22 protein-coding genes are annotated in these 20,644 nt (G+C 46.7%); 9 read left to right on the top strand and 13 right to left on the bottom strand.

The annotated features are described in order from the left end of the window. Positions 1-32 precede the first annotated feature (32 nt). The 7 genes from AAAA73_RS12810 (at position 33) to rfaE2 (ending at position 7,925) form a co-directional block, all read left to right on the top strand. On the top strand, positions 33-3,908 hold the full coding sequence (locus tag AAAA73_RS12810; protein WP_340598774.1) for a tail fiber domain-containing protein: 3,876 nt from the start codon (positions 33-35) through the stop codon (positions 3,906-3,908). Positions 3,909-3,981: 73 nt separating this feature from the next. After that, complete coding sequence (locus AAAA73_RS12805) at positions 3,982-4,269, top strand: hypothetical protein (RefSeq protein WP_340598773.1); 288 nt, start codon at positions 3,982-3,984, stop codon at positions 4,267-4,269. Between the two features lie 92 nt (positions 4,270-4,361). After that, positions 4,362-4,943: a hypothetical protein gene (locus tag AAAA73_RS12800; RefSeq protein ID WP_340598771.1), complete on the top strand. Its 582-nt coding sequence runs from the start codon at positions 4,362-4,364 to the stop codon at positions 4,941-4,943. After that, positions 4,900-5,844, top strand: a complete 945-nt coding sequence (locus tag AAAA73_RS12795; RefSeq protein ID WP_340598769.1) for a 50S ribosomal protein L11 methyltransferase — start codon at positions 4,900-4,902, stop codon at positions 5,842-5,844. The genes AAAA73_RS12800 and AAAA73_RS12795 overlap by 44 nt, the downstream gene beginning before the upstream one ends. An 11-nt stretch (positions 5,845-5,855) precedes the next feature. Beyond that, positions 5,856-6,617: an RsmE family RNA methyltransferase gene (locus tag AAAA73_RS12790; RefSeq protein ID WP_340598768.1), complete on the top strand. Its 762-nt coding sequence runs from the start codon at positions 5,856-5,858 to the stop codon at positions 6,615-6,617. Between the two features lie 10 nt (positions 6,618-6,627). Then, positions 6,628-7,437: an RDD family protein gene (locus tag AAAA73_RS12785; RefSeq protein WP_340598766.1), complete on the top strand. Its 810-nt coding sequence runs from the start codon at positions 6,628-6,630 to the stop codon at positions 7,435-7,437. A gap of 8 nt (positions 7,438-7,445) precedes the next feature. Continuing rightward, positions 7,446-7,925, top strand: coding sequence for a D-glycero-beta-D-manno-heptose 1-phosphate adenylyltransferase (gene rfaE2 / locus AAAA73_RS12780; protein ID WP_340598764.1), 480 nt, complete (start codon positions 7,446-7,448; stop codon positions 7,923-7,925). Here rfaE2 and AAAA73_RS12775 read toward each other — a convergent pair. The 8 genes from AAAA73_RS12775 to AAAA73_RS12740 all read right to left on the bottom strand — a co-directional run bounded on the left by AAAA73_RS12775 (position 7,908) and on the right by AAAA73_RS12740 (position 16,009). After that, a complete protein-coding gene (locus AAAA73_RS12775; RefSeq protein ID WP_340598762.1) occupies positions 7,908-8,642 on the bottom strand; it encodes a hypothetical protein in 735 nt (244 codons plus the stop codon). The two genes, rfaE2 and AAAA73_RS12775, sit on opposite strands and share 18 nt — an antisense overlap. A 41-nt stretch (positions 8,643-8,683) precedes the next feature. Beyond that, positions 8,684-9,742, bottom strand: a complete 1,059-nt coding sequence (locus tag AAAA73_RS12770) for a hypothetical protein (protein ID WP_340598761.1) — start codon at positions 9,740-9,742, stop codon at positions 8,684-8,686. Between the two features lie 132 nt (positions 9,743-9,874). Next, positions 9,875-10,249, bottom strand: a complete 375-nt coding sequence (locus AAAA73_RS12765; RefSeq protein WP_340598760.1) for a YkgJ family cysteine cluster protein — start codon at positions 10,247-10,249, stop codon at positions 9,875-9,877. 5 nt (positions 10,250-10,254) lie between these two features. Then, complete coding sequence (locus tag AAAA73_RS12760) at positions 10,255-11,388, bottom strand: polysaccharide deacetylase family protein (RefSeq protein WP_340598759.1); 1,134 nt, start codon at positions 11,386-11,388, stop codon at positions 10,255-10,257. Beyond that, positions 11,385-12,743 (bottom strand): hypothetical protein, encoded by a 1,359-nt coding sequence (locus AAAA73_RS12755; protein WP_340598758.1) that lies wholly within the window; start codon positions 12,741-12,743, stop codon positions 11,385-11,387. Before AAAA73_RS12755 ends, AAAA73_RS12760 begins: the two co-directional genes overlap by 4 nt. A gap of 123 nt (positions 12,744-12,866) precedes the next feature. Further along, positions 12,867-14,021, bottom strand: a complete 1,155-nt coding sequence (locus AAAA73_RS12750; protein WP_340598756.1) for a polysaccharide deacetylase family protein — start codon at positions 14,019-14,021, stop codon at positions 12,867-12,869. An 84-nt stretch (positions 14,022-14,105) separates the two neighbouring features. Then, positions 14,106-15,446: an O-antigen ligase family protein gene (locus tag AAAA73_RS12745; protein ID WP_340598755.1), complete on the bottom strand. Its 1,341-nt coding sequence runs from the start codon at positions 15,444-15,446 to the stop codon at positions 14,106-14,108. Then, a complete protein-coding gene (locus tag AAAA73_RS12740) occupies positions 15,446-16,009 on the bottom strand; it encodes an SLBB domain-containing protein (RefSeq protein ID WP_340598754.1) in 564 nt (187 codons plus the stop codon). The genes AAAA73_RS12745 and AAAA73_RS12740 overlap by 1 nt, the downstream gene beginning before the upstream one ends. A 94-nt stretch (positions 16,010-16,103) precedes the next feature. Between AAAA73_RS12740 and AAAA73_RS12735 the strand changes: the two genes are divergently transcribed. After that, positions 16,104-17,189 carry a hypothetical protein gene (locus tag AAAA73_RS12735; protein ID WP_340598752.1) on the top strand — a complete coding sequence of 362 codons (1,086 nt, stop codon included), beginning with the start codon at positions 16,104-16,106 and terminating at the stop codon, positions 17,187-17,189. A 7-nt stretch (positions 17,190-17,196) separates the two neighbouring features. Here AAAA73_RS12735 and AAAA73_RS12730 read toward each other — a convergent pair whose 3' ends face one another. The 4 genes from AAAA73_RS12730 to AAAA73_RS12715 are packed head-to-tail and all read right to left on the bottom strand — an operon-like array spanning position 17,197 to position 19,391. Then, positions 17,197-18,126, bottom strand: coding sequence for an SDR family oxidoreductase (locus AAAA73_RS12730; RefSeq protein WP_340598750.1), 930 nt, complete (start codon positions 18,124-18,126; stop codon positions 17,197-17,199). A gap of 8 nt (positions 18,127-18,134) precedes the next feature. Continuing rightward, positions 18,135-18,542, bottom strand: coding sequence for a hypothetical protein (locus AAAA73_RS12725; protein ID WP_340598749.1), 408 nt, complete (start codon positions 18,540-18,542; stop codon positions 18,135-18,137). A 43-nt stretch (positions 18,543-18,585) separates the two neighbouring features. Then, entirely contained in the window at positions 18,586-18,903 is a 318-nt protein-coding gene (locus AAAA73_RS12720; RefSeq protein ID WP_340598747.1) for a hypothetical protein, read from the bottom strand. 29 nt (positions 18,904-18,932) lie between these two features. Further along, positions 18,933-19,391: a hypothetical protein gene (locus tag AAAA73_RS12715; RefSeq protein ID WP_340598746.1), complete on the bottom strand. Its 459-nt coding sequence runs from the start codon at positions 19,389-19,391 to the stop codon at positions 18,933-18,935. A gap of 98 nt (positions 19,392-19,489) precedes the next feature. Between AAAA73_RS12715 and AAAA73_RS12710 the strand changes: the two genes are divergently transcribed. Then, complete coding sequence (locus AAAA73_RS12710) at positions 19,490-20,200, top strand: response regulator transcription factor (RefSeq protein ID WP_340598745.1); 711 nt, start codon at positions 19,490-19,492, stop codon at positions 20,198-20,200. Here the strand turns inward: AAAA73_RS12710 and AAAA73_RS12705 are convergent. Continuing rightward, positions 20,178-20,585, bottom strand: coding sequence for an Hpt domain-containing protein (locus AAAA73_RS12705; RefSeq protein WP_340598743.1), 408 nt, complete (start codon positions 20,583-20,585; stop codon positions 20,178-20,180). The genes AAAA73_RS12710 and AAAA73_RS12705 overlap by 23 nt on opposite strands. Between the last annotated feature and the right edge of the window lie 59 nt (positions 20,586-20,644).

Here is a 20,644-nt window from a genome sequence, read left to right as displayed (position 1 = left end):
TGCGGTTCCCTGAGCACTCCGATAAGTGCTATATGAGAACCCGTACGTCCCTTATTCTCATTCTAACAGCCATGCTGGCTCTTCCCGCTTTGGGAGGCCTGGACCATCTGTCGTATCAAGGTCGCATCTTAAAGACCGACGGCAGTCCCTTGGAACACAATAGTGTCAGTTTCATTTTCGAAATAACCAATCCAAATGGAAATTGCGTTATTTATCGTGAACAGAAAAATGGTGTTAATCTTACCGGTACTGGCGGTGTATTCGATGTGCCGATTGGCTCGGGTATTAAGCTATTCCCAACGTCACCTACGGTGGGCTTGTTGGATGTTTTCTCAAACGCTTCAGCACTGGATTGCGGAGACGGATCAAACAATGTTTCAGGCTCTTATACTCCTTCGGCTTTGCATGGCCGTTTATTGTTCGTAAAATTCCACGACGGAGTGGGTTGGAATTCCATTACACCAGAAACTGAAATTCGTGCGGTTCCTTATGCCGCTTATGCAAAGTCTGCAAGCACGGCACAGACTCTGAACGGTAAAACTGCCACTGAGTTTATTGAGAAAATCACGATCCCCACTTGTCCTGCTGATACATTTTTAACATTTCAAAGTGGAGCATTTAGCTGCGCCGGAGTCACAGGTGCTGCAGGTGGAACCGTGACCAATGTCACTTCCGGCAACTCCTATCTGACGATAATCAATGGCACGACAGCACCAGCTCTGACCTTAAATGTGGGAACTGGAGCAAATACCGTCGCTGCAGGTAATGACTCGCGCTTTGGCAACGCCCTAACCATTCAATCCGTCAGCGTCGATGCGACAGCACCAACGACGGGCCAGGTCCTTAAATATGACGGCTCCAAGTGGGCTCCTGCAGCGGATTCTACGAACTCTGGAACTGTCACCTCTGTCAGTGGAACTGCCGGGCAGATCTCGGTTGCAACGGGCACAACAACGCCGGTCATTTCACTATCGAATGTGGGGACCGCTGGCACATATTCTAAAGTTACAACAGATGCACAGGGCCGCGTGACTTCCGGAAGTGCCTTAGCAGCGACTGATATTCCTGCATTGGATTTTTCAAAAATTACTTCAGGCTTACCAAATACGTTAACTGGCTATGGTATCACAGACGCCATCAGAAACCTTGGAGGCACACCAGGGTTTAAATCCGGAACGAATGCTACCAAAGGAGCAGCCGGAACTGCTGGCAATATCCACATCTCTACCGACACCAAAGAAATCTACCGCGACAATGGTACGACTTGGGATCTGGTGGGTTCTGCTTCTGGCACTGGTGGAACTATCACTGGCGTTACAGCAAGTACCGGCCTGACTGGTGGAGGCACTTCCGGTTCTGTCAGCTTGGCTGTCAATGTCGGCACGGGTGCGAATCAAATAGTCCAACTTGATGCCTCATCAAAACTACCGGCCGTTGATGGTTCTGCCCTTACCAACTTAAATCCTTCTGCACTTTCTACGGTTGTCCCCGTATCCAAAGGGGGTACCGGTCAAGCGACTGCCACTTTGGGGTTCAATGCTTTAAGCCCTTTAACAACCAAAGGTGATTTAATCTCCCGAGATGGCACAAATAATATTCGTTTATCAGTGGGTGCTGATGGCCAAGTCCTTACTGCCGACAGTGCACAATCCAGTGGTTTAAAATGGGCGACTCCTACAACTGGAACAGTAACAAGCGTTTCAGCAACTGCGCCATTAAGTGTTGCAACGGGCACCACAACACCGGCTATTTCAATCTCAAATGGTTCAGCCACCGGTCAAATATTGCGCTGGAGTGGCTCCGCATGGAATGCGACCAAACATACTTACACGGACTTGATTAACTCCACTTCTGCAAGTCCTTGGCCATCGGTCACGTGTACTGCAGGTCAGGCCGTCATCTGGAGCTCTGCTTCTGATTCTTTCTTGTGTTCTACAATTACGATAACTGGTTCGAACTTTGCTTCACAGTCAGCGAGTACAGTATTTGCGGGCCCGACCACAGGGTCTGCTGCCCCAACATTCCGCGCATTGGCTTCGACTGATTTACCACTGACGGGCGCCACGGGTGTTTATGTAAACGGTGGAAATAGCTTTGGAACCAATGCAACCGTGGGCACGAATGACGCCAATAATTTTTCTCTGAAAGCCGGTGGCAGTTCTGCACTCACCGTTACTCCGGCTGGTTTGGTTGGTATTGGTATCAGTCCTCTTTTCAAATTTCACGTTTATCAAAATCAAAACTCTGTCACCGAGGGCCGAATTGAAAATCTGATTGCCACCGGCAACACCAGTGCTGGGGCACGTTTTCAGATCGTCGCCAATGATTCCAGTGGGCAGCTGGCTGCTTATCCGGCTGACTACTCGGTGACTGCGTATCAGGATCGTTTCATCCTGGCAGCCAATTCCACAGCTTCGAATGGTTTACTACTGACCACCAATACCACAGCCCCTATTGATCTGATCGCGAACGGTGCCACAAACCCTGCGCTTAGGGTGACTTCCACAAATCAGGTGGCACTTGGTACAACTTCAGTCACTGGACGCCTAAGCAACACACCAACAAACTACGGTGATCTGGCTGTGGGCATGACATTCAATTCCTTTAACTGGTATCAACAGGACGCCATCGGTTGGGCGGGATCATTTGCATCTGCAGGAGAACAAGGGCTCGTTGTTGCCACTGACACCACGACAGGAACTGTTTTCCAAGCGTCTTCAGGGGCCTACAATGTCGGAACAGCACGTCGGGCAAATCCGATTCTGACCGTAAAGGGGACAGGATTTGTAGGTATTGGGACTATTTCTCCCGTTTCGGGCCTCAACGTGGTTGCTGATAACAAAACAGACACCTACGATGATATCAATATACACACTTACAGTGCCACAACGACTCCCGGATTTCTGATGACCCGAGGACGAGGCACCGCTGACACTCCATCTCCACTCCTCAGCGCTGACTTGATTGGTGGTATTCATTTCCGCGGCTGGTCCAGCGCAACGACGATTGGCTCTGCGGCCTCCGTTCAAGCTGCTGCTGAAGCCAATTGGACATCCACTTCGACTCCGGCAAGTTTAAGATTTATAGTGAATAGCGGAACAACCACCATTGAAGGTATGCGCATAATGCCCTCTGGAAATGTCGGCATCGGAACCACATCTCCGATCTCAACATTGGATGTGGATGGTGCCATCACCGCAAATGGTGGAGGCAATATTAATATGAGAGCCCCCACCACCTCCACCTATGACTCAGGGGACCTCGTTTGGTACAACTCTGATGGCACCGAAAAATCCCGTATCAATGCCGGCACGGGAGCCACAGGGTTTCTTTATTTTTCAGTCGGATCACCGACCTCAACCAAAATGACCATTAACAATAATGGTGACGTCGGAATCGGTACAATATCACCTTCCTATCGACTTCATGTCGTCGGAACAGCCGGTCTTTCAACAGGAACTGCCTGGACAAATGCCTCCGATTCAAGGCTTAAGGACATTCATGGTGATTACGAATATGGTCTGAAAGAAATTTTAAAACTTCACACCGTTCGTTATTCCTACAAAAAAGACAACCCATTGCAACTTCCTTCTGATTTCCAAAAAACTGGATTTATCGCACAAGAAGTTCAAAAGGTAATTCCTGATGCCGTTTCCAAACGCAAGGATGGCTACTTGGAATTGAATGTCGATCCAATTCATTGGGCCGTCGTAAACGCCATCAAGGACCTCTATCACAATTGGTTCAATGACTCGCAAGACATTCATCAGAAGATCACACAACAGCAGCGTGAAATCGCTTCTTTGAAAGAAGAAAATGCACGCCTTAAACAAAACGATCAAAAGCGCGAAGAGCGTCTTCAGCGTCTTGAACAACGTTTGGATGCATTAGGGAACGTCTCAAAGTGAGACCACTTAATCATTTCTTGTTTTCAACCGATAAGTTAGTCAGATTGGCTCGTTTATTTCCAAGGAGGCCATTATGAAAAAGCTCATGTTGCTGGCTGCATTTACGATGCTTGCTTCGGGTTGTTCATTGGAAGCTTCCCTTGAAGATCTTTCGGCTGTCATCTCCATGAAGGCGCCATCCAAAGCGACGGGCCTGGTTTCAGGATCCACTCAGGACGGTGTTGCCAAAGACTCCGGTAACGTCACAACTTATCGTGTGCAAAGCTCTGTGGGTAACTACCTGTCAGAGATTGAGCAGACCACTGATAACGGTAAATACAAAGTCTATTCGTCCATTCAGGGCGCCATTGTTTCTCAATAGGCCGGATATAGGTCCAGCTTCTTAGACCAAATTTAAGTTTCAAAATAAGACACCCGATAAGCCCATTAAGAAAACCATGGAAGGGTTTATTTATGTTGCTAGCTTTACTATTCGCAAGCCTGCTGCAATCTTCACCGGCACACGCGGGTCCCGCATCAATGACGATCGTGGATGTCCGTCGCAATATCACCTTGGCCAACGATGAAGAGCCTTACAAAGATTTTTATATCGCCGCTGATGGCAGCTCCGGACTTAAAAAGAACCTGGTGGTTACCGCAGTTCGCAAACTCAATGTTCGCGACGCTTCAGGCGCCAATGCTGTTGGTGAAATTCTGGTTCCCGTTGGTCAGCTTAAGATCATTGCAATCTATGACAAAGTCGCTGTAGCCCGTGAATTCACCCTGCTTTCCCGTGACGACCTGCCAATGCTTGAACAAATCGGCATTATGACCGGGGATCGCATTGAAACCCGCGGATCATTTATTGATAATTCAAAGCCTAAAAAGAAGAAAGTGGCTGAAGTCGCTCCGGCAACTCCGGGGGTCACTGTGGCTATTTTACAGGCTCCGACTGCTCCTCCAGCACCAGAAAAGGCCCTTGCTCAACCTGTGGTTAATACAGGGGAAAAGCTTGAAAAAGTGGCGGATTCTGGTAACAACTCAGGGAATGAGTGACAATAAATATTTCCGCGTTCGTTTAAGCCAGGTTCCTGCTGATCTTGAAGACATTATTACCACACACAGCTTTAGTTGTGGCGCTTCCGGCGTCACTGAAGCTTTGGTCTTCACCCAACCCGATTTAACCTATGATCCAACTCTCGTGAACGTATCGTCTCACGAATTGGATGTATTCTTCCCCAACTCCCCTGAAGCTGATTTTTTCAAAGGCCTGACTGAATACAGTGCTTTGATCCGTTGGCAGATTTACGAAGAAGAAAACAAAGACTGGCTTGAAGAGTGGAAAAAAGGTTTCAAACCTTTCCGCTTGATTGGTGACTTTTGGGTTGTGCCTTCGTGGCTGACTCCCCCACCGGAATGCAAACACCCGATCTATATCGATCCGGGCATGGCATTCGGTACAGGCACTCATGCAACAACACAGATGATGGCCTTTTTCATCCACAAGCTGGCTGAAAAACACAAAGCCAACCTGGCAGACTGGGCGTTGCTTGATGTCGGCACTGGGACTGCGATCCTGGCAATGCTGGCTCAGATGAGTGGTGTTGGATTGGTTGCAGGGATCGAAATTGATCCTGAAGCGCGCCGCGTGGCTCGTGAAAATGTGAAACTGAACAAACTTCCGCAAATCGATGTTCCGGAAACTCAACTGGATGAAATGCGCGGGACTTATGACGTTGTTGTTGCCAACATCATCGATGGCGTTTTGATCAATATCAAAAAAGACCTGTTACGCGTACTGAAACCAGGCGGTCACATTTTGCTGACTGGTATCCTTGAAGAGCGTGACAATCACTTCTTTGAAAAATTCTTTGAAGGAACCAACCTTGAAGTCGTTCGTCGTCTGGAAAAAGACGAATGGGTTGGCTACTGGGCAAAATCCACAGAAAACGCGTAAGGTAGATTTCGATGAGACGCTATTGGATCGACAAAAAAGATCTATTCGGAGATCAGGTTAATTTCACTGGAGATGTGTTTCATCACATCTTCGATGTTTGTCGCCAGGAAGAAGGATCGAAATTCGAAGTTCTTACTGAAGACAGCAAAGCTTACTTTGTCGAAGTCACTCAGGTTTCAAAAAAAAACGCTGTCGCGCGTATCATCGAAGAACGTGATATTCCTCAATTAAAAACTCCGCACATTCACCTGGCTCTTTCGGTCTCACGTTTTCCCGTCATGGATGCAGTGATGGAAAAATCTGTGGAAATGGGTGTAAAAAGCATTCAACCGTTTTTCTCTGAATTCAGTTTCGTTCGCTCCGGCGAAAAGATCTCTGAAAACAAAACGGACCGCTGGGATAAAATCGTGAAATCCGCGACCCAACAATCGGGGCGTGGTGATCTGATGAAAATTCACGCACCGGTGAACTTTGATAAGCTTGCTGGCATCATTAACCAAAATGACTCTTCCGTGGGTCTATTTGCATATGAAGGCTCGTCAACGCTAAGCATTAAAGAATACATCAGCAAAGTTAAAGCGTCTCACACCCAAGGTATCTCCAACATTTGGATTATCGTGGGTAGCGAAGGCGGCTTTTCCCATTCCGAAGTTCAAAAATTCCAGGACCTAGGCCTTCATCCAGTCACCTTGGGACCCCAAGTTTTGCGAGTTGAAACGGCTTGCATGGCCTTGGTATCAGTCCTAAAGTATGACTTTGATCTGATGGTTTAAAGGAGAAGGAATGGATCCTTTCGAAGAGTTTGAATTTAAGCCCCTCACGGATGGTCTAGGTTTCCACAAAAAGAAGGCAGCGGCTGCAAAAGCTGATGCTGATGTGGACTCGTTTGCTTCCACTCCATCCCCGACTCTTTTGAAAAACCAAGGCTTGGAATTGCTGGAAGAAGGTTCTACGGATCCACTTCGTCCACCACTTCCCCGCAAAAAGTCCAGTATCGAATCTCAAGTTCCTTCTGCTCCGGGTTACCTGACAGAAGTGGGCGGCGATGCCTCCCCAAGTTCTTCAACAGCTGCGGTTGATGAGATTCTTAAAACTCTTCAAAAAAACCGCCGCTTGGAATTTGATGAGTCAAAATCAAAAACCAAAATCACAGCTCAAACCAAACAAGAGTACAAAAGCACGTATTTCAGCTTTTCAGCAGGCTTGCTGGATGGAATGCTTGTTATCGCAGCCAGCCTTCTGTGCCTGATCCTGCTGGTCTCTATCGCTCGCATCGATCTTGTGGCAAACTTGACGAATCCGGATGAAAACTTCCTGATTTACTTCTCGACGTTCGGAATTTTCGCGGGTGTTGCTTTCATTTACCTGACTGTGAACCGCATCTTCACGGGTGCCACTCCAGGTGAGTGGGCTTTCGATCAACGCGTAGGCAAACCTGAAGAACTTAACTCAGGTCTGTTTTACCTTAAAGTTGCCGCTCGCAGCCTTTTGGTGATCGCGACTGGATTCTTTGTATTTCCGGTTATATCAGCTCTTTTCAACAAAGACTTTGCTGGTAAGATCACAGGTGCGCGCCTTCTTAAGAAAGTATAGGTTTCGTTATGGGCCAAGTTCGTAAGTTTGATGATATCTCTGAAGCCTTGGCTCCGCTTCGCTCTGCCGGCAAAAAAATTGTTTTCACCAATGGCTGTTTTGATCTGCTGCATGTGGGTCACGTTCGTTACCTGCAGGAGGCTCAAGCCCTGGGTGACGTTCTGGTTGTGGGAGTGAACTCTGATGCCAGCGTAAAGCGCCTTAAAGGTCCAACTCGTCCCGTGCAAATTGAAAATGATCGCGCAGAAATTCTGGCAGCATTGGGTTGCGTGAATTTTTCTGTGATCTTTACTGAAGACACACCGGAAAATCTGATCAAGAAAGTTAAGCCCGACATTCTGGTAAAAGGTGGCGACTGGAAAATTGAACAGATCGTGGGTGGAACTTTTGTTGCGGGCTATGGTGGCCAAGTGATGTCTTTGCAGTTCATTGATGGCAAATCCACCACAAAGCTTATTGAAAAAGCTCAATTAGAATCTAAATCCTAATTTCCCGCTATAAACTGAATCTGTGTAACGATCCACTTCCAGGGCGATGAATGCCTTGGAAATCTCGATATTCACACCAAAGAATGTATGGTTGTCAGTAATATCCCGGGACTCCGTATTGCCGGATGCCGTAATTCCTGCACTGCCACCGATAAATGTTCCTTGTGCTCGCACGCGGCCGCCGCCAAAATACAACGCCACGTTTTCCATATTCACAGTGCCGATCAAATCCCAACCCGTCGTTGCGATATTAACCAAATTCTGAAAGTTAGCTCCGCCGGCATAGATCATTGTCGAAAACGAAATCGGAAAAAAAGAAGCTTCGTAAAATCCCCAACGAATCTGCGCACCAAAATTTTGCATTTCTTCTGTCTGAATTGCCGGGGAAAAATAAACGAAGGTGTCGATATTATAAAACAACCCCTTACCCAGAGTGATTGTATAATAGGACATCTCGCCCTTTTCAGTGGTGCCGCTGCCCAAAGTGGCAAGATCACTCACAGGAATGAATTGGGATGAAACACCGACTTCAACGCCCGAATACCCACCTAGAGGATACGGGTCGCCCAGAATTTTTGAGGATGATCCATAACCCAGGATTTCCAAAGTTCTATTTTGATCACCGACATCCAAGTTACGAGGCAACTGTGTGGCTGCATAAGAATGCGCACAAAAGAATGCGATGATTAAAAATAAAAAGCGACGACCGAAATTCATGTGAATCATTGTCGTCGCAAATACCTTTGGCTGTCCAGCTCTTATAGAGATGCAACGCCCGATTGAATTTGACTCAAAGCAGAGTTCGCGATGCTTGCGATCTCTGAACTTTGGCTGTTTTGAGAAAGTTCCGTGAAAAGGGTTACAAACTGAGTGTAATTGCCCAATGCGTTCGTGAAGGCATCGCCGCGGAAACGGTTGCCTTGGCTGGTTGCGGTACCTTCTTTTGCAGAATTATAGCCTTTAACAACAACTTGAGCTGCCAAGTTGACCACTTCGACATCACTGCTTTTCAAAGAGGACGCCAAAGCACTCAAGCGACCTGCATTTGCGTAACCAAGAAGGTAAGCCATTGCTTTGGTTTGCATATCAGCTGAGAAGCCCTTGTAGCTGGAAGCCACTGTATTAAATGCTGTCGCTGTGTAGAAGGTGCTCGCTGCCGACAAACCCAAGGCTTGTGTTTCGGCGTTGCTGTTTTGCAAAAGCTCTTTCACAATCCCGTAGAATTCAGCGTCTGTTAGTTCCTGCTCCATGAAAGCCACAACCATTTTATTAACGTTTTCTTTGGTTGGTTGACCCAAAACCAAAGAGCGCCATTGATTTGCTGTCATTGCGTTTTTATCAGCTTCTTTATTTGCCTTGTCAGTAGCTGCACCTGCGCCCGCTTGAGCCACAGCACCAGCACCGGCACCTGTGGAAAGATCATCGGAACCCGCTTTGAAGCCAGGACCCGCGTCTACGACACGAACTTCAGTCTCGGATTTCTTCTCAGCATCAGCCTTTTTGTCTTCGGCTTTTTTTGCAGCCGTTTTTGCAGCTGCCGCTGCTGCCTGTTTGGTTTTATCTTCTGCATTTGGCGTCGTAGCTTTATCTTCAGCCTTTTTATTGCCAAATGGATTCACGTAATTACGGGAAACTTCACGACCACCAAGATCAAATAGGGCCGCCAAAACTGATTTAGGACGAATCATCTCAAAACTGATGTCGCTGTTTTGCAGTGCTTTTTGAACAGGTGCTTTGAACAGATTGCCCACGCCGCCGATAAGGATCGCCGCGACTACCAGTATTGCAATTTCAAGTTTGTTGTCTTTAAGTTTCATAAAAGACTCCTGTTCCTACTGGTTACAAGAGCATCCCTTATGCCACCTAAGCTGCAATTGGTTGAATCTGGCGTCTCTCAATATGAGACAGTGCCGTGACCGCGCACCACCCTGTCAATACTATCGACAAACCTACTTGGGGCCGACCGGACAAAACCCGGGGCGAGGGCCAATACTGGGGAATTCCCGGCACGTATCAGGGCGCTTGTCATAGACGGTACACAGGCGCGTAATAGGATGAAGAAAATGGCAATCCCCATTAGGCCGGGACGCCAGCATAAAGAACTCCGTACCGCTTCGATACGAGATGACGATCTTTTCTTTGATCAGACGTTTGGAAAGCTTTTTGACCCCGCTCGCAGCCTCATCCTCGTCGGTGACTCCCAGACGAATCAGATCCGCCAGCTTAACTTCCACCGGCATGGTACAGCAGTGGCCATGGCAACCACTGCACATTCCTTGTTTATAGGATTTCCAGGTAGAGGGTCGGTCTTTATCTGTTTTCATGTCCCTTATGGGACGGGCTTTTTCACCAGTTTACTATTGAATCTTGCGGCCGCGTCCGTGGGCTGGAGTAATACAATACTGTACCCACGGTTGTAAAGCTCAGCCAGTAACTGTGGCAAAACCTCTGCGGTACGACGGTGTATATCGTGCATAAGCAAAATACCCCGTCCCTTTTTTTCAATAGTTTCCAATGTGAATTTCAATAGCTGTTCGTTGGTTTGCGCCTTCCAATCCTCGCTATCGATATTCCAGTTAAATTCAGCCACAGAGTTCGCATTCAAATAATTGCGAAGCTCGGGATCGACCTCCCCATAAGGAAAGCGGAAAAATGGCTCAACATAACCCAAGGTATCGAAAACCGCCTGATGCCCGCCCTTGATTTCAGCAACAGCCTCTGTGAACGACAGCGTTTTATACATCATGCGCTCACAATTAGCCGTAGTCGCCAGACAGGAGTGAGTCACCGAGTGGCTGCCCATCGCATGCCCGTCTGCTGCCGCTATTTTAACAACTTCAGGATTCTGGCGAACGTTTTTTCCCAGCTGGAAAAAGTGCGCCTTGGCGTTGACCTCTTTCAACGTTCTAAGCACTGATCGAGTGTAAACATCATTCGGACCGTCATCGAAAGTAATGACGATTTCTTTGGGTGCAACGTCTCCGGCGCGGGCAAAGTATCCCTTCGAAACATCCCGATATTGGGTATTTACCGGAAACTGAAAACTATTGCCTGAAGGATCTGTCGTAAGGGCATTCACTCGAACCTTCAAAGTCGCGCGCTCTGCAGTGTAATGCCTTTCAAGTTGTGCCATCAGATCTTTGCGACAGGACTTCACCAGGGCCTGATTGATGTCCTCGCGAATTTCATTTTCAAATATTGTTAAGGACAAGCCATCCAGATCCTTTAGCTTTGCGCACAGCTGTGCAGAAAACTTTTCCTGGGACTTGATGTCCGTGTTCTCACTTCGCCAGCTTTTAAAAAGATGCTCCGGATTTGCCGGAGAGGCATCCCACTCTGCCAATGAGGTGGAATTTTTATTCACAGTGATGGTTTCTAGAATCTGTTCACTGATTCCGCCGCCACAGGCGGTCAATGCAGTCATACCCAGTACCATCACAGATCTTACGCATACATGCTTCATATGATATCCACCGTTTCATCCTTGTCCGGTTGTTTTAGATTCAATTTGATTTTTGAGTTCTCGATAATCACGCGAGGATCCATGGAGTGATTGTCAAACACCACAAGATTGCGAGTGGCTTCAGCTGTCACAACATTTGGATTCCACAAGTAACGGAAATAGATAATCAACGATCCAACAAACTGACTGACCAGAATGCTTAGCAGTGCCAAGGCCATCAAACCAATCTGCGGAGAGGTGTTCTCCCAACGAGCCGGTTCCAGGACTTCAAAGCGATTTCCAACCGAAAGCTTTTGGGACTCTAGCTTTGCAAGAGCTGTACTGAGTTCCTTGTATCTTGCGAACTCCAATTCGGACTTCTTTCTTAAGTCATCGGCCATATGCGCCTGGTACGGCAGCTCTCGCGATTCAGACTTCAAACTATTGATTGAAGCCTGTACCTGCCCCAGTTGATCCTTCAAAATATCATTCTGATTTTTCAGATTCTCGATCTGACCGCCAACACCGTACATGGTTTTGTCGTTACTATCAGTCCGGTCTTTTTTAAGGTAAGCAATCATTTTGGAATTCTGGGAAATTTTAAGTTTCAGTTCGTTACCACGCACCAGCAGTTCACTGACATAGTCGTTGATCTTGTCTTTGGATGCCAAGGGCACAACGCTGTGATCGCGATTTTCAACTTCAGCCAGTTCCATGCCCAGACTTGCAATTTTTGAATCGGCGTCTTTTTTCTGTTCGATAATGAAGTTCTCAACGCGATTGATTTCCTGGGCTTCACGCTTTTTCATAAGCTCGCTGCCGGTTTGCACAACGGTATTCACCAAAAACAAAGACATCGCCCGATCGGGAGTGGCCGCCGTGATTTTGATTTCGAACTCGGAATCCAGTTGCGCGCGAATCCAGCCATCGAGCTTCTGCAGGAAGGCGATCTTGCTTTCTGGCGTCGTCGAAATTTTACTTAAATACTTGTCGCGAAGAGTTTCATAACCTTTGCGCTCTTCCATTGATATAAGAGGGGATTCTCCCCGTTCCGGGATCTTGCTTAGCACCGCCTCAAAGAACTCACGGGTTTTCAAATACTCAATGTGTTTGGACAAAAGGCTGCTGCCTTTTTTTGATTCCTGCAGGGATTTATTTAAGCCAAAGTACTGCGTTGTAAAGGCCTGTACTGAAGAGTTCTGTGAGTCGTTAAAGATCACAGTCGTGGAGGCTATATAGGGGATCTTAACTGCATAAACAAGCACACTCAGGCCGAAAAGAATCGCTGTGAAGAATACGAACATCCGCCAGTGTGACAAATATAGTTTTAGAATTTCACCAACACTAAGCTCTGGCTCCAAGTTTGGATCCTGCATACTCATCCCCCCAAGCACATAGTTTTGCCATCCTTTCAAAAGGATGGCCTGTGTCTATTCTGTAATGAGGATTAATTTGGTGAAATTAATCTGACTGCACTCGCAGCGCAGTCAGAAGTCATTTTATGGAAGCTTGATAGGACTCATCATCACATTGGTAGGTCTAAGAACTGCAATCTTGTAGCCCTCTTTATGGAGCACCGCAAGGAACTGCGGAAGGCTTTCCATAGTACGTTTTTGAATATCGTGGAATAAAACAATTCCACCGTTGTTGGCGCGCACTTGTTTCATTGTGAATTCAATCATTTCAGAGTTTGAACGACCTGACTTCCAATCCAAGCTGTCAACATTCCAGAAAAACTCACCCACATGGTGTGTCTTCAATGAGTTTTTCAAATCAGATCTGGAACTGCCGTATGGGAATCTGAATACCGGGTGAGCCCAACCAAGAACCGATTGGATGGCGTTCAAACTGCCGTACATTTCCTTTTCCGCGCTTTGCAAACCCAGCTTACCCAGGTTGGCATGAGTCATCGAGTGACCTCCGACAACGTGGCCGTCATTAGCAACCATTTTCACGTATTCTTTATTGGCAATCACGTTTCTGCCAACATGAAAGAACATGACCTTGGCATCCACTTCCGCAAGGGTTTTCAGGATTGTTTTTGTATAAGGAGATGGACCATCATCAAACGTCAATACAACTTCTTTTGGACCCACATGCAGACGTTTGCCGTTGGCTCTTGCTGTGCCATCAAAGCCGTTTCTGGTGTCAATCGCACGTTCAATTGTTTGGAACTTGAATTGGGATGTTTTATTAACGCCGGCACCCGGCAGAACCACAGTTTGTTTTCCTGGGGCTGTGAAAACGGTTTCCCCGTCAAAAAAGTTTCCAAGATTTGTCGTCAAAGTCGCACGATCATCACGATAGTAGTCATTCAATCTGGAAGTAAGTTCACTTGCACAGTCCTTGACGATGTCCTGATTCACTTCCGCATCCAACTCTTGTTCAAACAAAGTCAAATGCTTAACGTCCATCTCTTTCAACGCCTGACAGACATCGGCCGCCGTCATGCCTTCTTTGCTGATCTCTTCGCGCCATTTTTCAAATACATGTTCCGGGCTGTCTTCGGAAGCGTGCCATGCATCGTACGTTGCCGCCGCTTGGTTGGCTTTAATTGCGTTTGAAACATCCAGTTGAGCAGCTTCAAATCCATTACTGCATGCAGTAAGTGACAACATTCCGAACCCAAATAGCATAGCAATTGGCTTTTTCATTGTTTGCATCCTTTAGCGAAATAATTAACAACGCTTCCACTTAAGCAGAATCCATGCCCCGTCAGAATCCGGTAGAAACCCTTTTTATGCGTTTTGACTGTCTAAAGGTTGTTCAAGAGACTTAAAAGGGCGGCCTAAAAGTGACTTGTAGCGAACTTCCTCAAAGACCGCAGCCGCGACGAAGCCAAAGATCATCCAATACAATCTATCCGCCATACCACCAATCGACAGATGGACGTGATAAATAACCAGAATAGGTACATGTGCCAGGAGGTAAATTGAAATCTGTCGTTTTGCTATGCTGAAGGATCTAATTGCCTTCAGTGCACCGATGGTCATTAATCCCAATGCAATTGCCGCCAAAACCAAAAGTGGCCAACCTCCGACCACTCCGGCAGAGACAAAAATATTATGGGGATCCTTAAAGGAGTTATAGTTACCGACATCAACTTCATTGCCCGACGCAAACTTTGATACCAAGCCTTGCCCCAACCAAGGTTCACGCTGAAAGATTTCTGATCCACGCTCCACCTCTTCCCATCGCGAGGCCACTCCATCCTGAGCCTGACGCCCCCCCAGAGAAGCATGTCCGGTGGCAATTTCGTGAGCCAATTGGTAGGTTTGCATTCCGAAAAACAAGGTGAATGTGGTCAGCAGTGAAACGACAATAACCTTAAACATGCGCCCTTGCGAGGTTCTGGTTTCATGCAGAATCATCGTCAACAGAAAAGCGAACATTGCGGCTGCCGCTGACGACCTGGTCCCCGTCAGAACAATGGCGGTAAAACTCGCGATCAAAATCAACACATCCCAAATCTTATGTTTCAATTTTCGATCCAAAAGAAATGTGCCCATAGAAAAAATGAACGCCGTCGTCGCACAGGTAACCATATGAGGAATATGCTTAAAGACGCCAATAAAGCGGCCGCCCTTGAATGCTGATCCTGGAGACAAGATCAAAACAATCAACGAAAGTAGAACTAGTGCACCCGCCCACCTTTGCACAAACCTAAGAAAATCCTGAACATTCCACAAACTGGGAATAATCAACCCATATATTCCGACCATAAACAGGGACAGCAACATTGCTCCCAATTGAAAAAGCACGGACTCATCAGGATTCACATAGTGAATCTGCAGCAGAGTTTGTACTGCCAGAATAATCATTAAGAAAAAGACGAATAGCTTATAGAAACCACTAAGATGTTGTCTGACAGGAACTCTTAACCACAACAACAGCAGTGGAATTCCCAAAAGCAGTGTCAGCAAAACATTTACATAAGGATGCATGCCTTGCTGAAAAATCAAAAAAGGAATCTCCCGCGGGATGGGCAAAAGCCCACCCAATGAAACTTTGCACAGGAAAGTTAACGCCACCAAAGATTTTATCAGAAATAAAATACGGGCGTCTTTGGCGTGAATCATTACTTGTGAAGCCCTTGTCCGGAATTCTTATCAATCAGGATCGCCGTCAACGCAATACCAAGCACCAAAGAGACAATCGTGATGGATCTCGCTGTGTCACTGCTCACCATGTAGGATTTTTGGGGAACATAAATGAAATCATCCTGAGCCAGCTTCAACTGTTTGCCTCCCCCATACTTGATGACCTTTTCAGCATCAACTTCGTAGGCACCTTGATACTCTTCCACTGCCTTGGATTTGATTTCTGCCCAAGTTTTGGGCTCTAACTTTCTAACCAGGATTTCTGACATATCACCGGATGAACTGGACCCTCCAGCCAAAGTGATCAGCTTTAACAAATCCGTTGATGGTGGCACATAGTAGATACCAGGGCGATTAACCGCACCCAAGAGCTGTACACTGATAAGAGATTCTTTAGGCGATGAACGGAAAATGTATTCCGATGCCTGGGCTGGTGGTTTGATATCACTCATTCCAAGCGAATCATGTGATTGCGCAAATGCAATGGAATTGAAAGCGAAAATCAGAGCTGTGACATATCGGAACAACTTCGCAACGATCATTAGTACCTCCACACACTGGACCTAAATCGAGAGCCATAAGTCTTGTCAATATTTTTCAATGACGGACTTCAGTCCATAGACCAGAATAAAGTCTATGACAAATCCATCCGTACCAGAGCACGAAAAATTATTTGATGAAATTTGTAATAAACTGAACGAGCTCAGCACCAATGGTGACGCGGATGAAAATCATCCAACTCAGCCAAAGTACGAGCAAATGCAAGAGCAGATGAAGAAATTCAATTCTGACTTGAAAGGTTCACAAGAAGATCTTCGCGAGAAAATCAAATCGCTAGAGAGCTTTTCTTACGGATCTGAAACGTTGGATACGCAGATGAAACTGTTGGCGGATCAACTCAGCGCAGAACGCGCAACGAATGCCAAGATGTCTTCGGACCTTGCAAAATCGTTAGAATTGAGTTTGCAGCTGCAACTTGAAATTCAAGGTTTGAAAGCGCGTGCTTTGCAAATTCAAGGCGAAGAAAAAAAATATTCTCAATCCATGTTTGAAAGAAGCAAAATTCTGCAAAGAGATTTGGATCTGACTCGTGCATTGAAAGACGAAACTGCCATGGAGTTTGCCAAAGCAAAAAGTGCCTGGGCGCGTGAGCAGGATTTGTGGGAACAACAATACGAAAAACTTCAGGCTGAGATTCAAAAGCTGAAGCAGGACAAATCAGATCTTGAGCAAGCCAACTCGGAATTGATGGCAACAATTGAAGAGCGCGATACCACGGTCACTTCCCTGAACGAGGAAATCGAAAAGATCTCCACGGCCTTCAGCGAAGTCGAGGCATCCGCGCAACAGCAGAATGAAGTTTTGCAGAATCTGACTTCTGTGGCTGAAACCAAGATCGTCGAGATGAAAGTGGCTTTGGATAAGAAATCCCTGGAAGCACAGGACTACTTCAGTCACCTGCAACAGACACTGAGCCAATCCGTGGTTCTGAAACAAGAGAACATCTCATTGAAAGAATACGTTGCGAAACTGAATTACTACCACCAACAAGCACAACATGCTCAGAATGTGGTAACTCAGATCGCTCAGGTGTCAGCGGCTCAAGCGCAACAACAGGCTCAGCAGCAAGCTCATCAGATCCAGCAAATGCACGCAGCCCAAAAACAGGCTGCTCCTGCAACTGCAACTGCAACAGTAACTACAGCGCCGACTCAAGCTTAAGCGCAGATTATATTTTCCTCCGTGGGCTCAGGGGTCCCTCCTCCTGAGCCCATTTTTTATTTCCCCACTGTCCGGATCTTGGTAAAAAATAGAACATCAGTTTGTGAAACCAGAATCCCGGAATCAATCTGCGCAACAATCCAAACAAAATCGCATCCAAGGTCACTTTGATTCTTAACGGTGGATTCTTCATCTCAAGCAGTTTTAAAATTTTTGCGGCTACGACTTCAGGCCGACTCATGGAATAACCCATTAAGTTTTCAATGAATGGAGTCATCGAGTCATAGTATTCCGAATGCGGGCCGCGCAGCTCGTAACTGAGTCGGGCTTTACGTGACAAAATGACATTGCGAAATGATGGTGAATTGATAAATCCCGGCTGAACAATGCTGACTTGAATTCCGTAGGGCCGACATTCATACCATAAGGCCTCACTGACACCCTCCAGAGCATGTTTGGAGGCACTGTAGGAAGCCATCGTAGGCATTGAAACCATGCCACTCACTGACGAGATATTTATGATATGACCCGAGCGCTGCTCACGCATTATTGGCAAAACAGATTTCATCAGGTTAACTGGCCCAAAAAAATTGGTACGCATTTGCAGGTCTTCGGCATTGGCATCCATGTGTTCAACGACAGACCGAAAACAAACACCGGCATTATTAATAAGTATATCAATCCTCCCCCAACGCCGGCAGATCTCATTCACTGCATTGGAAATCTCACTTTCACTTGTGACATCCAAAGGCAGGTGCAAAGTATCATCATTTTCAGGGAAAATTTCCGCCAGCCGCATGAACGAGCGACCCCGTGCGGTTACCACCACCCGATATCGACTGGAACGAATCAGACTTTCGCATATGGCTTTGCCCAGACCGGAAGTGCATCCGGTCACCAAAACCACTTTCTTGAAAATGGTCGCATGCTTTTGCATATTTAAACCTAGCTGGAGGACGCGATGTCCACTCCGAATAGTTTATCGAGTGCGCGATCGCACAAAGGAACGCTGATAGGCTTTGTCAGCACCTGCATTCGGCACAGCAAGTCTCCGTATTTTTCACGGAGTGCTGTCTCTTCAACAACCGATACAAGAATTATGGGGCTTGATTTCACGGCGCGCGCCAAATATCGAACCAGATCCAGGCCCGTGCCCGCACCCGACAGGAATAAATCTGTCACAATTAAAGCGTAAGGTGCGTCACGCACAATGGATGAGCTGACAAGTTTCTGCGCTTCCTCGCAGCTCACGGACCAATCCAAATGGAAGTCATTAAACTGCCGGCGCAGAATGTGCTCCCAGATGGGTTTCAATGATAAATCATCTTCGACAATCAGAATTCTTGTTTTCATGACGCTTCCCTGTCCATGATTTGAATTACTGTGATCGATGCCCCTATTCCACTATTGCGGGCATCGTGTCCACTTGCTTGGTGGCCGACCACTTCTTGATGCGCTCTGAGGCTTCCTTACTGGCTTTTTCCAAGGCGATGAACGGACTTTTTGCATCGGCGCTGATTGAAAAGCGCAGTTCTCCGGAAACAATTCCCACATCGACCATAAAGTCAGCACCACGTGAATCGATGGACATGCTGATACTGCTGTCTGATGGCGCTGTCGCAGTCAGACGCTCCAATATGCGACCACATGAGATGAGCAATTGATCCTTTTCGGGAAGGGCGATTTTGTCTGTTTTAAGTTCTACATTCGTCATGCTGAATCCTCCTGTGGTTCAAAATTAAACTATAAAAGTGCCAGTAAAATTTCTTTACATTTTTGTACCTGCAGAGGTTTCTGCAGATAAAACGGCAATTGGTCTGTCGTATTTCTAACTGACTGCAAGAGCGAGTCAAAATTCCCCAGACTCATACTGCTGACGAAAACGAAATGATCCGAGGCTTCGCCATATCGGGACCACAAATCTATACCTGTGTCATCGCCGTCAAGAAATACGTCTGAAATAACCAAATCGTAAGGCTTCTCGGTGTGAAATGAATGCCGCAAAAGCGCTTCTGCTCCGGCTTCCGAAGTTTCCCAGTCAATTCGAGCGTTGGGAAATCCGGATCGAATTATACTTTCCCACAAAGGCCACTGCCCAGTGTCGTCTTCAACAATCAAGAATCGGCGTGGTTCCGTATCCAACATCATATTAGAAAGAATCGCCTCTATATTTTCGTTCTCATGAGCCAATAAATTTTCCATGGCTACCTCCCGCTGATTTATTAATGATCGGGCCTGGAGATTGGCTTTGTGCTAAAATGATTTGATGATTTCGCAAAACACTGCTTAAATCCACCTGTATGGCAAAAATCCTGTGCATCGAAGATAGTACTGAGTTTTTTATTTACTTGAGTTCGGTTTTAAAAGACCACACGTTAACTCAAGCCGAATCTATTGCAGATGCTTTCAATATCGTGCAAACAGGACGGGATAGTTTCGATTTGGTATTATTGGATATCTCACTTCCAGACGGAAACGGGATGAAAATCCTTCCGGATCTGAAGGATTCTTTTAAAGCGAAACCTGTTCCAATTATCATTTTGAGCACGGACGATGATATCATCAGCAAGGTCGCGGCCTTCGGTATCGGTGCGGATGATTACATCTCAAAACCACCAAACTCCAGTGAATTGCGCGCCCGTGTTGATGCCAGACTTCGTGCCGTTAAATCCTATCAGCAAAACACTCAGCAAGTGCAATTGGGTGATCTATATATCGACTCAAATCGCATGTGTGTTGAACTGCGCAACCCCAAGACAGGCACAGTTCAAATCGAACTGACACCTTTTGAATTCAAAATTCTGAAAATCCTTTGCGCCCGCCCAGGGCAAGTCTACAGCCGAGAGCAACTCATCGATCAAGTATGGGGTGTTGGCAAGTATGTGACCGAAAGAACGGTTGACGCCCACGTCAGTCACTTGCGCAAGAAGATCAGCGACAGCTCCGTCAAAGTGGAGACTGTGCTGAGCGCAGGATACAAAGCCGCTGTTAGAGATAGTGCTTCTGATTAGGAAAGACATCCGTAAGCTGTTTTGCCAACTCACGGGCTTGCATCAAGTAGAAGTTCACCTCTTCCTGACTTGCGCCGATATGCGCGGATTGCTTCAGTTGCCAGCTTAGTTCTTTGGAATTTCTGCCAAACTCCTTAAACCCCAACATCTCTGCAGACCCGGCCAGTTTATGAGCCGCCTTCCACACTGCCTCGGCGTCCCCAGTTGTAGCTCCCTGCTCCAAAACCGGAATGCATTCGTTCAACGATACACTAAAACGCGCCAATATCCGCAAAACGGTATTAGGAGTCGTATCTTCCAATAAATGATTAAATGCGTGTGAGTCAAACCCTCGCAGCGATTTCAACTGCCTGCTGACTCCCACCAAGTCATTATCTGTTTCCACTGTTAGCTCCTTCATGAGCATTACAATAACAATGCGATTATACGCTGAATTTAAATTGG

Source organism: Bdellovibrio sp. GT3 (assembly GCF_037996765.1).
Taxonomy (GTDB): Bacteria; Bdellovibrionota; Bdellovibrionia; order Bdellovibrionales; family Bdellovibrionaceae; genus Bdellovibrio.
Note: the sequence above shows the minus strand (reverse complement) of the source record. Positions and strands in the feature narration are given on the sequence as shown.